Below are 14,022 nucleotides of genomic sequence, written 5' to 3'. Positions count from 1 at the left end.
CAACAATTGAAAGTACACCTTAGCGGGAGAAAGCAGGCTAGTTATATAAAGAATGGAGGAAAAAAATGAAAGATGGAACAATTCTTCATAAACAGCGTTTCCCATCATCAAACCCTCGTGTGGCGCTGTGGGTGATTACATATGCATGTCAAGGGCTTAAGATTAAAGGAATGCTCGCAGAGCCAAAAGAAAAAGGAATGTATGACGGCTTTTTATACTTAAGAGGAGGTATTAAGAACGTAGGAACGGTTCGTCCTGCTCGACTCATTCAATTTGCTTCTCAAGGTTTTATTGTGATGGCTCCGTTCTATAGGGGAAATCAAGGAGGCGAAGGAAACGAAGATTTTGCAGGAGATGATCGTTACGATGCTTTTGCTGCTTACGATTTACTGAAACAGCTCCCCAACGTCTACCATGACCGCATTCATATTTTTGGGTTTTCAAGAGGGGGAGTGATGGCTTTACTCACAGCCATTGAAAAAAACGACAGCCGCTCTCTTGTGTTATGGGGAGGCGTCACGGATATGGTGCTGACATATGAAGAAAGAGAAGATTTAAGAAGAATGATGAAGCGGGTGATTGGAGGAACTCCTTCTAAATATCCTGAAAGATACGAATGGAGGACACCTTTGCACCGTGCTCATCTCGTCGAGCCGCCGGTCTTGCTTATTCATGGTTTAGAAGATAAAAACGTGTCGATTGATCATTCCTATCAGCTCGAATCTAAACTAAAGAAGTCCAATAAAAAAGTTACCAGCTGGTACTTCGAAAACTTTCCACATGCTTTTCCACCAAAAGAAAACCGAGAAACGGTGAAGAAGTTAACGAAGTGGATGAAAGCGCAATAAAAGATATGCTACGATAGAGAAAACAAGTAGAATAACAGTGAGGAGTGAGAAAAAATGGGGATGCCGCTAGAATTAAATACAATGATTGTGACAAAAGGCAACGAAAAGCGTGTAACGGATAACATTTTTCAAATTGAGAAAAAAGGATATCGCTTGTATCCGTTAGATATTCCATTAAACATTCACAAAACGAAAACTGGAGAATGTATTGGAACTGCTGTTGTGCGTAAGGTAGAAATGGAACAGGAAAAAACCATTGTCACATATGAACTGACAAAATTACATTCGACTAACTAAAAAACCGATCGTCTCTAAGACGATCGGTTTTTTATTAGACCCTAGGTCCTCCTAATGTGGAAATATCAGATGCCACATCATTAAAACGCTTGAAGTTCGCTTTGAATTTAGCAGCAAGCTCAGTTGCTTTTTGATTATAAGCTGTTGCATCGTTCCATGCTTTAGAAGGCTGAAGCACTTCATCAGGAACTCCCGGAACATGAGTTGGAATCGATAAACCAAAAATAGCGTCTGTTACTGTTTCGGTATTAGCTAGTTCTCCTTCAAGGGCTGCTTGAACCATAGCTCGAGTGTAACTTAACTTCATTCGTTCGCCGATGCCGTATTCACCACCGGTCCATCCAGTATTTACAAGGTAGACATTTACATTATGTTCATCGATTTTCTTTCCTAGCATTTCTGCGTAAGTTGTTGGAGCAAGAGGCAAGAAAGGCTCACCAAAGCATGTAGAGAAAGTAGCCTGTGGCGATGTTACGCCGCGCTCTGTTCCAGCTAACTTACTAGTGTATCCGCTCAGAAAATGGTACATCGCTTGTTCTTTTGTAAGCTTGCTGATTGGAGGCAAGACCCCGAAAGCATCGGCAGTTAAAAAGACAATAGCTGTAGGGTGCCCAGCAACGCTTGGCAATACTATATTATCAATAGAGTCAATTGAATAAGCGGCACGAGTATTCTCTGTTAAACTATTATCATTGTAATCTGCTACTTTCGTATTTTGATTTAACACTACATTTTCCAGTACGGCGCCGAAGCGAATTGCATTGAAGATTTGCGGTTCTTTTTCTTCGGAAAGCTGAATGCACTTCGCGTAGCATCCTCCTTCAATATTAAATACACCAGAGCTTGACCAACCGTGCTCGTCATCTCCGATTAAACGACGGTTTGCATCAGCAGAAAGCGTTGTTTTACCCGTTCCAGATAAACCAAAGAATAATGCAACGTCACCTTCTTCTCCTACGTTAGCAGAACAGTGCATGGATAGAATATTGTTTTGAGGAAGCAAGAAGTTCATCACTGAGAAAATAGATTTTTTCATTTCACCAGCGTATTCAGTTCCTCCAATTAGCACAATACGTCGCTCTAACGAAAGAATAATGAAGGTTTCAGAGTTCGTCCCGTCTGTTTCAGGATCAGCTTTGAACGTTGGAGCTGCTACAATTGTAAACGGCTTCACATCATCATTTGTTTTTTGTTCGGCTGAAGGGCGAATGAATAACTGCTGAGCGAATAGGTTGTGCCATGCAAATTCATTAACTACTTGAATTGGTAACTGATACTTTTTATCAGCTCCAGCATATCCATTAAAAACAAAAAGTTCATCCTGCTTCTTTAAGTGGGTTAAGACTTTTTTGTATAGCGCATCGAATCGCTGAGCAGAAATTGGCTGATTGACAGGTCCCCATTCAACCGTTTTTGAAGACACAGCATCGCTTACAATAAATTTATCTAAAGGAGAGCGACCTGTATATTTTCCGGTTTCGACTGACACAGCACCTGTAGAAGTCAGCGTTCCTTCGCGTCGAGCTAGAATTTTTTCAACAAGTTGTGGAACAGATAATTGGTGTTTTGTTGTTTTTAATTGAAGCAAACCATTTAATTCGATAGACATATCAACAGTACTCATGTGCACTACCTTCCTTTTTTAGCTATTATTTATTCATTAATGTTTGAAATTTATAATTAGTATAACACATTTATTTAATTATTCTATACTATTTAACTAAAAATGTTTGTGTATTATAAAAAAATGTACGTTATACCTATTTTAGACACATGTATATGTGCTAGAAGCGAAAAAAGTGAAGCTGTTTTAAATGAAAGCCTTATTTTGATCTGTCTTATTAACTAAACTTAGTGATAATTCTTAATAAGATGTACTATTTCAGAATTTGAGTATGTTACATTAAAACAGATTCAAACATAAAGAGATGATTTCCATTTGAATGTTGTTGACAGTGAAGCGCTTTTTCATGTATTATATGTCCTTGAACGGATACTCTCTTATCCCGAGCTGGTGGAGGGACAGGCCCTATGAAACCCAGCAACCATCGTCATTTTTTTGTGTAGACGATAAGGTGCTAACCTGATGCAAGGGCACAACCTTGATCGATAAGAGTGAAAGGCTTATGTAGAATTTGATACCTTTCCTCGATACAAGGAAAGGTTTTTTTATATTTTTTAACGTGTAATGAAAATAAGGGAATGAGTACCGTATCACAATGTATCGTATTTATAAGGAGGAAAACTGATGTCAACACAACGTCGTCTGTTCACGTCAGAATCTGTTACAGAGGGACATCCCGATAAAATTTGTGACCAAATTTCTGACTCAATTCTTGATGCTATCCTAGCAAAGGATCCAAATGCTCGTGTTGCTTGTGAAACAAGCGTAACAACTGGTTTAGTTTTAGTAAGTGGTGAAATTACAACTTCTACTTACGTGGATATTCCTAAAACAGTTCGTGAAACAATTAAAGGAATTGGCTATACTCGTGCAAAATATGGATTTGATGCTGAAACTTGTGCAGTATTAACATCTATCGACGAGCAGTCAGCTGATATCGCTGCTGGTGTAGACCAAGCGTTAGAAGCACGTGAAGGTCAAATGTCAGATGAAGAAATCGAAGCAATCGGAGCTGGAGACCAAGGGTTAATGTTTGGTTATGCATGTAACGAAACAAAAGAACTAATGCCTCTTCCAATTTCATTAGCTCATAAACTTGCTCGCCGTCTAACAGAAGTACGTAAAGAAGAAATTCTTCCTTACCTTCGCCCGGATGGTAAAACACAAGTAACAGTTGAATATGATGAAAACAACAAACCTGTTCGCATCGATACAATTGTTATTTCAACTCAGCATCACCCAGAAGTAACGTTAGAGCAAATTCAACGTAACTTAAAAGAATATGTTATTAATCCAGTTGTTCCAAACGAGTTAATTGATGAAAATACAAAGTATTTCATTAACCCAACAGGACGCTTCGTAATCGGCGGTCCTCAAGGAGATGCTGGTTTAACTGGTCGTAAAATTATCGTTGATACTTACGGCGGATATGCTCGTCACGGCGGCGGTGCATTCTCTGGTAAGGACGCAACAAAAGTAGACCGTTCAGCAGCTTATGCAGCTCGTTATGTTGCGAAAAACATTGTAGCAGCTGATCTTGCTGATAAATGTGAAGTACAACTAGCATATGCAATTGGTGTTGCACAACCAGTATCTATTTCAATTGATACATTCGGTACAGGAAAAGTTTCTGAAGAAGTACTAGTAGACGTAGTACGCAAAAACTTTGACCTACGTCCAGCAGGCATCATTAAAATGCTTGATTTACGTCGCCCAATTTATAAGCAAACAGCAGCTTACGGCCACTTTGGTCGTACGGATGTGGAGCTTCCTTGGGAGTTCACAGACAAAGCGGAAGCATTAAAAACTCAAGCTTTAGCTAAATAATAAAAAAATCTCCGTGAAAACGGAGATTTTTTTTATGCCCATTGAATACCTGCAGCAGATTTTTCTACGACACCTTCATATTCTGAAAGCAAATGCTGAAAAATGGCGTCCCATGATTGAGTAAGAGCGTATTGTCTCGCTGCATGGCCAAAGTGAAGCCGCTGATGCAAATCATCGAGTAAATCTGTAATAGCCGAACTGAATTCTTCTAAGGAGTGAGGTTTGCAAAGGTAGCCGTTTCGCCCATGCTGAACCATCTGTTTAACTCCTCCTGCATTTGCTGCCACTACAGGAGTTCCAGAAGCAAGAGACTCCAGTACAACATTTCCGAAGGTTTCTGTTTCTGAAGGAAAAACAAACAAATCAGATGATGAATAGATATGAGCAAGTTGCTTACCTTCAAGGAAGCCTGTAAATGTCATATGCTCAGATGCTTGCTGCTGCATTTGTTCTTTTAAAGGGCCGTCTCCCACAATAACCCAGTGAATTTGATGGCGGATATGATCCGGTAGAGATCGTGCGATTTTTATTAAAAAATCAGCGTTCTTTTCTTTAGCTAATCTTCCTACATACGTTAAAATGTAGGGCTTTTTAATATTATATTTAATGCGAATATCAAAGCGGTCATAGTGGGGGTGAAATAATTTATGATTTACTCCTCGCGACCAAATAGATACGTTGTGAAACCCTTGTTCTTCTAGCTGCTGTTTGGTCACTTCAGAGGGAGCGAATATTTTTTGTACAGGTTTATAAAACCATTTCATATATTTTTGCAGTGGTACACGCATTTTTTCAAGTTCATAGTGAGATAAATAATCATCAAAATTGGTATGATAAGAGCCGACAAGAGGAACACCTAATCTTTTCCCGTAATAGGAGCCGCAAAGCCCCATTGTAAAAGGAGTGGCCAAATGAATAATAGAAGGATTGAATTCCTGCAGCTGCTTTTTAATTTTTAGAACGTTTGGCAATGAAAAGCGGCTGTTTGGATAAAGAAAAAACGGCATGCTGGGCGAACGGTGAACATACGTTGAAAATGACTGATCATGAGCAAATTCAGGAGCAAATACCTGGATGGGAATTTGCTTTGATTTGACGTACTGAGTAAACTGATAAAGTGTTTTAGCAGCTCCGTTAACTTCTGGAGCAAATGTATCCGTAAATAAAGCAATTCTCATTAGTACTCCTCCTATTAATTAAGTTAAAAATATGTTCAGTGAAACAGCACCTGAAAAGATGCCCAGTATCAGGCCTACCATGACATCCGTCGGATAGTGCAGACCGAGATAAATTCTTGAAATTCCTACCGTTACTGCAAGAGGCAAAAGAACAGCAGCGAAGGCTGGATAAACAATCATAAGAGGGGTAACCAACGAAAAAATAGCTGTTGTATGCCCAGATGGAAATGAATGATCTTTTAATGGATTTTCTAATACTTTTGTATGTTTTAATTGAATATAAGGTCGTTTTCTCGGATATAGTTTTTTAGCAATGGCCACAGGAATATGACTAACGGCTAGAGAAAACGCACAAGCGTAAGCGACAGATGAAGGATGCAGAAATAACAGCAAGCACGCTATCACAATGGTAAACGTGGCTCCGCCGGCGTGAGTGAGTAAACGTAAAAATCTATTTAAGTGCTTTCGATCAAAATGTTGGTTTACGCTTTTGAATAATCGGCATTCGGCATCGTATACATACTGAATTAACTTGGCTTTCATAGAGTCGCTCCCTTTTCAATAGATACGTCTTTATTATTCAGTTTAATCTTTAATTGTGGAGGCAGTACTAAAACGATGTAAATTAATATGGAAATTTCTTTACAATTGTGGAGAGAATAGAACATGATTGGAGAGTTTGTGGAGATACTAAAAAAATTCCCTCAGTATGACTTTCTGAGGGAACGTTTCCTTTATAATGAAGAATCAGATTTCTTAATAGACTTATAATACTGCCCTTTTTCTACATATTCTGTACGAATGCGCTGCATATCTTTTAAATCCTCTTCTGTCAGAGTGCGGATCACTTTAGCAGGTCGGCCGAGTGCGAGAGTATTAGGCGGTATTTTTTTACCGGGAGGCACTAAGCTTCCAGCACCGATAAAAGCACCTTCACCAATTTCCGCACCGTCTAAAATAATAGAACCCATGCCAATGAGCGCGCGTTTGCGGATGATGGAGCTATGTAAAATAACTTGATGTCCTACTGTTACATCATCCTCAATAAGCAAAGGAGCATTTGGGCTTTGGTGGAGTGTTGATTGATCTTGTATATTTACTCGTTTACCAATAATCGTAGGTGAAACATCTCCCCTAATAACAGTGTTAAACCAAATGCTGCTTTCTTCACCAATGGTGACATCTCCAGTAATCGTGACATAGTCTGCGATGAAGCAGCTGGGTGCAATGGTAGGCATTTTTTCTTTATATGGATAAATCATCAAATCATCTCCCTTTATTAGTTGAAAAAAAGTAGTAAATCTTCTAATGTAAGTGTACAAAGGTTTTTTAAGCAGGTAAACAAAAAAAAGGAAGAAGGAGTAACTCAAATGCATAAATGGGAAGCAGTAAATCCAAAAGGCGTTATTGTCATGGTCCATGGAGCAGCGGAGCATCACGGACGCTATCGCTGGCTGATTGAGATGTGGCGTTCGGTTGGAATGCACGTAATTATGGGAGACCTTCCTGGCCAAGGCTTAACAACAAGAAGAAGAGGACATATCCTATCCTTTGATGAATATGTGTATGAAGTGGAAGAATGGGTACGTGAAGCGCAAAAATATGATTTGCCTATTTTCCTGTTAGGTCACAGTATGGGAGGGCTGGCGGTTATTCGTACGCTCCAGACAAAAAACCTCCCTATATGGGGTGCGATTCTTTCCTCTCCTTGTCTAGGATTAAAAGAGCAAGTACCGGCTTATTTAGATATGCTATCTAAAGGGTTAAATAAAGTCATGCCGAACAAACTTTTCGATTTAGGTCTCACTGTTGAAAAAGCAACAAGAAACCAAGAAGTTCGAGATGAAGATGAAAATGACTCACTGTATGTTACAAAAGTTTCTGTAAGATGGTACCGGGAATTGATCCAAGCTGTCAACTTAGCTTTTAAAGATATCGATCGTTTGCCTGATGTCCCGCTTCTTGTGATGCAGGCAGGAGAAGATAAAATTATTGAAAAGCTGATTGTTAGGCAGTGGTTTGATGAAATAGAGCTAAGTGAAAAAATCTACAAAGAATGGTCTCAGCTGTATCATGAAATCTTTAATGAGCCTGAAAGAGAATACGTTTTTACATATGCAAAAAGTTTTGTCGATCTTCACATTTAATAAGTGCGGTAAGAAATTGAGGTGAAAATAAATGAAGATTCCGTCTCATCCTATTTCCTTAATGAGAAAAATTTATCGAGAAGTGTTTCCTGTCGTTCATCATGAGCTTAATTATTGGCGCGGACGAGCAAAAGAGATTCCTAATAAAGAATTGCGTACTCAAGCATTGGCAAGTATCGATACAAAAACTTTTCATTGTGAAGGGGGCGGTATCCTATCGATTTTAGCGAAAGAAAATATGATTGAATGCGTGAAATTTATTGTTGCCTACCAAACAATCAGCGATTACTTAGATAACTTATGTGACCGCAGCAATTCGCTTGACCCTAAAGATTTTGCCGCCTTACATGAATCAATGCCAGATGCGTTGAATCCTCATGCACCTCTTGGGGATTACTATCGTTTTCGAACGGATAAAGACGACGGAGGATACTTAGCCGGACTTGTCCAGACTTGTCAGCAGTCCTTGCGAAAAGCTTGTAATTACCATATAGTCTCTTCACATTTATTAGAACTAGCTAATTATTATTGTGATTTGCAAATACATAAGCATGTTGAAATCAAGGAAAGAGTTCCACGATTAGAGAATTGGTTCGATGCTCACCGGCACAGTGTTCCTGAAATGGAGTGGTATGAATTTTCAGCGTGCTCTGGTTCAACGTTAGGAATTTTTTGTTTAGTTGCTTATAGCTTTCAAGAAGAGATGACCGAAGAAATGACGCAGAAAATAAAAGCAGGATATTTTCCTTATATTCAAGGCTTACATATTTTACTCGATTATTTAATTGACCAAGAAGAAGATAAAGCAGGAGGAGATTTGAACTTTTGTTTTTATTATCCTCATTATCAGCAAATGATGGATCGCTTTTTGCATTTTGTCGTAAAAGCGGACGAATATGCTAAAAAACTGCCGGATTATCACTTTCACTGCTTTATCTATAAAGGACTCTTGGGCGTTTATTTGTCGGATCAAAAAGTGCGGGCACAAAAACATGTTCATGTGAATGCACGTAGGTTAATAAAAGCGGGGGGAGCCCTCAGCTACTTTTTCTATATCAACGGACGCTTGTACCGAATGTTAAAAAGATAAGCCATATGCGGCTTATCTTTTTTCAATAGCAATGATGAAGGGAGGGTTGTTTTGCTGATTCATGAAACGATATTGTAAAACGTGAACGTCTTTTTGATCAAGATTTTGGACATATGTTAGTAAATCGTCTCTTTCTTGTTTCCCTTGTTCGTGTCCATGATAAATAACGAGCACAATCACTCCTTCAGGTGCTAGCAAATCAAGTAACTGCTCAATTGCAGAGATTGTTGTTTCAGAAGTGGTGACAATGTCTTTATCTCCACCTGGTAAATAACCTAAATTAAAGACAGCGCCCGTGACTCGTCCTTTAATAGAACGAGGAAGCATGTTTATATTGCTGTGGGTTTCTTGGATAAGTGTTACTCTGTTTTCTACATGGTGTTCGGTCAATCGCTGCTGAGTTGCTTGAATGGCTTGAGGTTGAATATCAAATGCATATACATGACCTGTATCTCCGACTAAGTTAGCTAAGAACAATGTATCATGTCCATTTCCTGCTGTGGCATCAATCGCGACATCTCCTGGGGCCACAGCATTAGTGAGCAATTTGCGGGCAAAAGGCAGGATACGTTCTATTTTCATCTTTCCATCAACTCTTTTTCGTAATATTTTCCTTGATAGCTTTGGCGACGTTGGAGCTCTTGGTCAATGGCATTTAATACGCTCCACTTATTTACGCTCCACATCGGTCCAACCATGAGGTCTATCGGTCCATCGCCTGTAATACGATGAACAATCATCTCAGGAGGGATTACTTCGAGCTGATCGCATACAAGCTTTACGTATTCTTCAAATGAAAGAAATTCAACAAGGCCCTTTTCATACTGTTTGACCATAGGAGTTCCTTTTAGCAAATGAAGCAGATGAATCTTAATTCCTTGAACGTCTAATTTTGCTACTTCACGTACGGTTTCCATCATCATATCAGGTGTTTCTAAAGGCAAACCATTAATGATGTGAGAACAAACGCGAATACCGTGTTTTCGAAGCTTAGCTACCCCATCTACATAGCGTTGATGATCGTGTGCCCGGTTAATAAGCAGTGAAGTTCGTTCATGCACAGTTTGCAGTCCAAGTTCTACCCATAGATAAGTTCGTTCATTTAATTCAGCCAAGTATTCCACCACATCGTCGGGGAGACAGTCAGGGCGCGTGGCGATAGAAAGCCCAACAACTCCGGGAAGCTTTAAGACGGCTTCATATTTTTCACGAAGCTCCTCGACAGGAGCATGAGTATTAGTAAATGCTTGAAAGTAAGCAACGTATTTTCCGTCTTTCCATTTATGATGCATTTTTTCACGGATTTCATTAAATTGTGTCACGAGGTCATCCGCTCTGTTTCCGGCAAAATCCCCTGAGCCGGCAGCACTGCAAAACGTACAGCCGCCGTGAGCTACCGTGCCGTCTCTGTTTGGACAATCAAATCCTCCATCTAAGGCTACTTTAAATACCTTATGGCCAAAGTGGTTACGTAAGTGGTAATTCCAGGTGTGATAACGTTTGTTTTCAGATTTATACGGAAATGGGTTTGTCTGACTCAAATCAGCAACCTCCTTTTTACATGCAATATACATCAACAAATTGTATCAAAAACGTGAAAAAGTGCCAAACAAATTTAAGGATGCTTATATTTAACAGGTTCTTCTTGTCGTAAAGGGAAGTAAAGTTGCGCAATATAAGACAGAAATGAACGAATAGGAGGAATAGAGAATGACAACTCGTCAAGCAGTGGATCAACTTATGCAACAGTGTGAAGATGCTATTCGCTTTGGACAAGGTCAGTTGCAGGAAGGCATGAAGCAAGAACATTATAACGACACTGAATATACAAAAGCACAGGAAAAATTAGAAAATGCTTATAAAGAAATTGAAGAGTTTTCTCACAGTGCAAATGCACAGCAAAGAGAGCAGCTATATCGCATGCGCCTGCAAGTTCAGCAGCTGCAAAATAAATTGATCACAACTCAGCATTAAGGAGAGGATTTTATGGCAACGCGTTCAAATCAAAATAATCCGGAACAAAAAACAAAAAACGGGATCAACAGCAATGACATTGAGCTAGGAAAAGATTTTGATCCGGTAAAAGAATTAAAAGCACGAAACAGCAAGCGTGCACAGCCGGTTCGTTCGAAGCAAAAATAAGCGATAAAAAGGTGGTTTTGCATGATATTGTCATGTGAAATCACCTTTTTAAATAGTCAGCGAATTTCAAATAAATTGTCTATATGTAAAAGCATTGCGAACCCTTTAAGAAAAGACTAGAATGTACGTTGGCATTCGAATAGATAGGGGGGAGATCAATGCCCAAATCACTTTGGTTTTTGATTATTGGTATGCTTGTAAACGTAACGGGAGCTTCATTTTTATGGCCTCTCAATACAATTTATATAAATGAACATTTAGGAAAGTCGTTATCCGTCGCAGGAGTGGTTCTTATGCTGAATTCTGCGGCAAGCGTAGTAGGAAATTTGCTTGGAGGAACGCTTTTTGACAAAATTGGAGGATATAAATCCATTTTATCAGGGATTATTATTACTCTTATTGCATTAGTGGGACTCGTGTTTTTCCATGGTTGGCCTACATACGTTGTTCTCTTGGTTGTTGTAGGGTTTGGATCTGGTATTGTGTTTCCGTCTATGTATGCAATGGCAGGGTCCGTTTGGCCACAAGGCGGAAGAAAAGCATTTAATGCGATGTACGTTGCTCAAAATGCAGGAGTAGCTATTGGCGCCGCGGTAGGGGGCATTGTAGCGTCTTATTCATTTACGTATATTTTCTTAGCTAATACAATTTTATACGTTATTTTTCTGCTTATTGCTATTTTTTCATATCGTCATATTTCGGTTACCGTGGGACAAACGAATGTCCTTAATGAAGCAGGGAGCATTGGGCATAGAACGAAGCTGACTGCTCTTCTTATTTTATGTACGGGGTATGTCTTATGCTGGGTGGCGTATGTTCAGTGGCAAACAACGATTGCTACGCATACGCGTGAGCTGAATATACCTCTTTCCAGCTACAGTTTGCTTTGGACGATTAACGGGATTTTAATTGTAGTCGGTCAGCCTTTGATTGTACCCATCATTCAAAAAGTAGCAAAAACGTTAAAAGTACAGGTCCTAATTGGAACGGTTATTTTTGTGGCTTCTTTTGTTATCGTGGTGAATGCTACAACATTTCCGCAGTTCTTAACAGCAATGGTTGTGTTAACAATTGGAGAAATGTTCGTTTGGCCGGCCATTCCAGCTGTTGCAAGTCAGTTGGCTCCATCTGGAAAAGAAGGATTTTATCAAGGTGTAGTTAACAGCATGGCTACTGCAGGTAAAATGATTGGTCCTCTCTTTGGAGGCGTTATTTTCGATGCTTTTAATATGTCTACGCTGTGCTATTTATTAATTGGGCTATTGCTATTCAGCATGTGTACAACATGGATATACGATTATAAATTAAAAGAAAAACGTCAGCGTTCGTTAACCATCTCTAAATAAATAGAGATGGTTTTATTTTTGACTGCTTAATAAACGTAGGAATGTCTTCAGTATTCCTTTAATAATATAGTAAGGGTCGTGACAAGCAAAGAAAGGAGTATATACCTGTAAATATGTAAGCGTTTTCTAATTATATGACTTCATGGGGGGCTAAACATGCTTAGTATGATTGGATTAATTGGAGGATTATTGCTGCTCATTGTATTAACGATGAGAGGCATGAATTTATTTATAGCAGGTCCGCTCAGTGCTTTAGTTGTTGCGTTAACAAGCGGAATGCCTTTATTTCCACAGCTTGTGAAAGAAGGAGAAGCAAATTTTGTTGGAAATTACATGTCTGGTTTCACAGGATTTATTGCGGCTTGGTATTTAATGTTTCTATTGGGGGCCGTCTTTGGAAAAGTAATGGAAGACAGCGGGGCCGCTGATAGTGTTTCCCGCTGGATTGTCAGTAAACTAGGAATGAAAAGAGCAGTGTTGGCGATTGTACTTGCCTGTGCGGTCTTAACATACGGAGGAGTCAGTCTGTTTGTAGTAGCATTCTCTGTTTATCCAATGGCTTTAAGCTTATTCAAACAAGCCGATTTGCCGAGGCGGTTTATTCCTGCTGCTTTAGCATTTGGTTCGGTTACGTTTACGATGACCTCGGCTGGGTCGCCTGAAATCCAAAACTGGATTCCAATTGAATATTTAAAGACTAGTCCGTATGCAGGATGGGAAGTTAGTTTAGTTGTAGCGGTAGTGATGGCTGTATTCGGCTACTGGTGGTTAAAGCGCTTGATTTCAAAAGCAGTTAAAAATGGGGAGCGTTTTATATCACGCGAGAAAGATCCAGTAGTAACGGAAAATCAGTCTCTTCCTAATCCTTTATTAAGTTTGCTTCCGCTTGTGGTCGTGCTCATTATTTCTTTTGCACTTCATAAGCCCCTTCAGCAATCTGCGCTGATTGTCGCACTTTTAAGCGGCATCATTGTCACATACATTGTAAATCGAAAGCATTTTAAAGGATTTTGGAATGCAGCTTCAGAAGGAACGCTGGGTGCGTTAATTGCTATTGGGAATACAGCTGCTGTCGTAGGTTTTGGAGGGGTTGCTAAGGCTGTTCCCGCGTTTGGAGTGGCTGTAGATGCCATGACGCATATTCCAGGAAGTCCGTTGATTGGAGGAGCTATTGCCGTGAGTGTTATCGCAGGGATGACTGGTTCGGCTTCAGGAGGTCAGGCGATTGCTTTGCCAATTTTAGCGCCTCACTATCTAGATGCTGGTGTAAATCCAGAAGCTCTCCATCGCGTAGTAGCTATTTCCTCTGGAGTATTAGATTCCTTGCCTCATAATGGTTATGTCGTAACAACAATTAATTCTATTTGCGGAGAAACTCATAAAGATGCGTATGGATCAGTTGCAGCAATGACGGTGATTGTGCCGCTTGTTGGTCTTGTACTTGCGATCATCCTGTTTTCTTTTGGATTTGGCATTTAATAATAGCAGCTAAAGAAAGTAGGGACTGGGATAAAAGTATTTTA

General features: G+C 39.6%; 15 protein-coding genes and 1 riboswitch. Of the genes, 9 read left to right on the top strand and 6 right to left on the bottom strand.

The window, feature by feature from the left end; all coding sequences use genetic code 11:
• Positions 1 to 65 precede the first annotated feature (65 nt).
• Positions 66 to 848: an alpha/beta hydrolase family protein gene (locus LJC66_RS24675; protein ID WP_013059539.1), complete on the top strand. Its 783-nt coding sequence runs from the start codon at positions 66 to 68 to the stop codon at positions 846 to 848.
• 54 nt (positions 849 to 902) lie between these two features.
• Positions 903 to 1,145, top strand: coding sequence for a DUF2584 domain-containing protein (locus LJC66_RS24670; protein ID WP_013085261.1), 243 nt, complete (start codon positions 903 to 905; stop codon positions 1,143 to 1,145).
• A gap of 34 nt (positions 1,146 to 1,179) precedes the next feature.
• Here the strand turns inward: LJC66_RS24670 and pckA are convergent, their stop codons facing one another.
• Complete coding sequence (gene pckA / locus LJC66_RS24665; RefSeq protein ID WP_230933695.1) at positions 1,180 to 2,769, bottom strand: phosphoenolpyruvate carboxykinase (ATP); 1,590 nt, start codon at positions 2,767 to 2,769, stop codon at positions 1,180 to 1,182.
• Positions 2,770 to 3,143: 374 nt separating this feature from the next.
• Positions 3,144 to 3,261, top strand: a riboswitch (SAM riboswitch).
• Between the two features lie 132 nt (positions 3,262 to 3,393).
• Here pckA and metK point away from each other — a divergent pair.
• Positions 3,394 to 4,596, top strand: coding sequence for a methionine adenosyltransferase (metK, locus tag LJC66_RS24660; protein ID WP_013059536.1), 1,203 nt, complete (start codon positions 3,394 to 3,396; stop codon positions 4,594 to 4,596).
• Positions 4,597 to 4,628: 32 nt separating this feature from the next.
• Here the strand turns inward: metK and LJC66_RS24655 are convergent, their stop codons facing one another.
• From LJC66_RS24655 to LJC66_RS24645, 3 genes are all read right to left on the bottom strand, one after another.
• A complete protein-coding gene (locus LJC66_RS24655) occupies positions 4,629 to 5,774 on the bottom strand; it encodes a glycosyltransferase family 4 protein (protein WP_195695782.1) in 1,146 nt (381 codons plus the stop codon).
• Positions 5,775 to 5,792: 18 nt separating this feature from the next.
• Positions 5,793 to 6,317, bottom strand: coding sequence for a phosphatase PAP2 family protein (locus LJC66_RS24650; protein ID WP_014457968.1), 525 nt, complete (start codon positions 6,315 to 6,317; stop codon positions 5,793 to 5,795).
• A 191-nt stretch (positions 6,318 to 6,508) separates the two neighbouring features.
• Positions 6,509 to 7,036, bottom strand: coding sequence for a gamma carbonic anhydrase (locus LJC66_RS24645; RefSeq protein ID WP_014457969.1), 528 nt, complete (start codon positions 7,034 to 7,036; stop codon positions 6,509 to 6,511).
• Positions 7,037 to 7,144: 108 nt separating this feature from the next.
• On the opposite strand from LJC66_RS24645, the gene LJC66_RS24640 reads away from it, so the two are divergent.
• Both LJC66_RS24640 and LJC66_RS24635 read left to right on the top strand, forming a co-directional pair.
• Complete coding sequence (locus LJC66_RS24640) at positions 7,145 to 7,921, top strand: alpha/beta fold hydrolase (protein WP_013059532.1); 777 nt, start codon at positions 7,145 to 7,147, stop codon at positions 7,919 to 7,921.
• A 31-nt stretch (positions 7,922 to 7,952) separates the two neighbouring features.
• Positions 7,953 to 9,011 carry a tetraprenyl-beta-curcumene synthase family protein gene (locus LJC66_RS24635; RefSeq protein ID WP_050688650.1) on the top strand — a complete coding sequence of 353 codons (1,059 nt, stop codon included), beginning with the start codon at positions 7,953 to 7,955 and terminating at the stop codon, positions 9,009 to 9,011.
• Positions 9,012 to 9,023: 12 nt separating this feature from the next.
• Here the strand turns inward: LJC66_RS24635 and mnmM are convergent, their stop codons facing one another.
• On the bottom strand, positions 9,024 to 9,593 hold the full coding sequence (gene mnmM, locus LJC66_RS24630; protein ID WP_230933694.1) for a tRNA 5-(aminomethyl)-2-thiouridylate-methyltransferase MnmM: 570 nt from the start codon (positions 9,591 to 9,593) through the stop codon (positions 9,024 to 9,026).
• Positions 9,590 to 10,552: a tRNA modification radical SAM protein MnmL/YtqA gene (gene mnmL, locus LJC66_RS24625; protein WP_230933693.1), complete on the bottom strand. Its 963-nt coding sequence runs from the start codon at positions 10,550 to 10,552 to the stop codon at positions 9,590 to 9,592. Before mnmL ends, mnmM begins: the two co-directional genes overlap by 4 nt.
• A 169-nt stretch (positions 10,553 to 10,721) precedes the next feature.
• On the opposite strand from mnmL, the gene LJC66_RS24620 reads away from it, so the two are divergent.
• From LJC66_RS24620 to LJC66_RS24605, 4 genes are all read left to right on the top strand, one after another.
• Positions 10,722 to 10,985, top strand: a complete 264-nt coding sequence (locus tag LJC66_RS24620) for a YtzC family protein (RefSeq protein WP_013059528.1) — start codon at positions 10,722 to 10,724, stop codon at positions 10,983 to 10,985.
• Between the two features lie 12 nt (positions 10,986 to 10,997).
• Positions 10,998 to 11,153, top strand: coding sequence for a hypothetical protein (locus LJC66_RS24615; RefSeq protein WP_013059527.1), 156 nt, complete (start codon positions 10,998 to 11,000; stop codon positions 11,151 to 11,153).
• A 158-nt stretch (positions 11,154 to 11,311) separates the two neighbouring features.
• Positions 11,312 to 12,499: an MDR family MFS transporter gene (locus LJC66_RS24610; protein WP_050688648.1), complete on the top strand. Its 1,188-nt coding sequence runs from the start codon at positions 11,312 to 11,314 to the stop codon at positions 12,497 to 12,499.
• Between the two features lie 156 nt (positions 12,500 to 12,655).
• Positions 12,656 to 13,978: a GntP family permease gene (locus tag LJC66_RS24605; RefSeq protein ID WP_028410479.1), complete on the top strand. Its 1,323-nt coding sequence runs from the start codon at positions 12,656 to 12,658 to the stop codon at positions 13,976 to 13,978.
• Positions 13,979 to 14,022: the final 44 nt, after the last annotated feature.

The sequence above is a fragment of the Priestia sp. TSO9 genome, assembly GCF_021029645.1.
In the GTDB taxonomy this organism is placed as follows: Bacteria; Bacillota; Bacilli; order Bacillales; family Bacillaceae_H; genus Priestia; species Priestia megaterium_E.
This window is presented reverse-complemented; position numbering and strand designations above follow the sequence as displayed.

What these genes read in the sequence shown, in the direction of transcription:
- mnmM (WP_230933694.1), bottom strand. Translation starts at nt 9,593, where the DNA reads ATGAAAATAGAACGTATCCTGCCTTTTGCCCGCAAATTGCTCACTAAT.
- LJC66_RS24675 (WP_013059539.1), top strand. Translation starts at nt 66, where the DNA reads ATGAAAGATGGAACAATTCTTCATAAACAGCGTTTCCCATCATCAAAC.
- LJC66_RS24645 (WP_014457969.1), bottom strand. Translation starts at nt 7,036, where the DNA reads ATGATTTATCCATATAAAGAAAAAATGCCTACCATTGCACCCAGCTGC.
- LJC66_RS24615 (WP_013059527.1), top strand. Translation starts at nt 10,998, where the DNA reads ATGGCAACGCGTTCAAATCAAAATAATCCGGAACAAAAAACAAAAAAC.
- LJC66_RS24640 (WP_013059532.1), top strand. Translation starts at nt 7,145, where the DNA reads ATGCATAAATGGGAAGCAGTAAATCCAAAAGGCGTTATTGTCATGGTC.
- LJC66_RS24605 (WP_028410479.1), top strand. Translation starts at nt 12,656, where the DNA reads ATGCTTAGTATGATTGGATTAATTGGAGGATTATTGCTGCTCATTGTA.
- LJC66_RS24635 (WP_050688650.1), top strand. Translation starts at nt 7,953, where the DNA reads ATGAAGATTCCGTCTCATCCTATTTCCTTAATGAGAAAAATTTATCGA.
- LJC66_RS24620 (WP_013059528.1), top strand. Translation starts at nt 10,722, where the DNA reads ATGACAACTCGTCAAGCAGTGGATCAACTTATGCAACAGTGTGAAGAT.
- LJC66_RS24610 (WP_050688648.1), top strand. Translation starts at nt 11,312, where the DNA reads ATGCCCAAATCACTTTGGTTTTTGATTATTGGTATGCTTGTAAACGTA.
- LJC66_RS24670 (WP_013085261.1), top strand. Translation starts at nt 903, where the DNA reads ATGGGGATGCCGCTAGAATTAAATACAATGATTGTGACAAAAGGCAAC.
- pckA (WP_230933695.1), bottom strand. Translation starts at nt 2,769, where the DNA reads ATGAGTACTGTTGATATGTCTATCGAATTAAATGGTTTGCTTCAATTA.
- metK (WP_013059536.1), top strand. Translation starts at nt 3,394, where the DNA reads ATGTCAACACAACGTCGTCTGTTCACGTCAGAATCTGTTACAGAGGGA.
- LJC66_RS24650 (WP_014457968.1), bottom strand. Translation starts at nt 6,317, where the DNA reads ATGAAAGCCAAGTTAATTCAGTATGTATACGATGCCGAATGCCGATTA.
- LJC66_RS24655 (WP_195695782.1), bottom strand. Translation starts at nt 5,774, where the DNA reads ATGAGAATTGCTTTATTTACGGATACATTTGCTCCAGAAGTTAACGGA.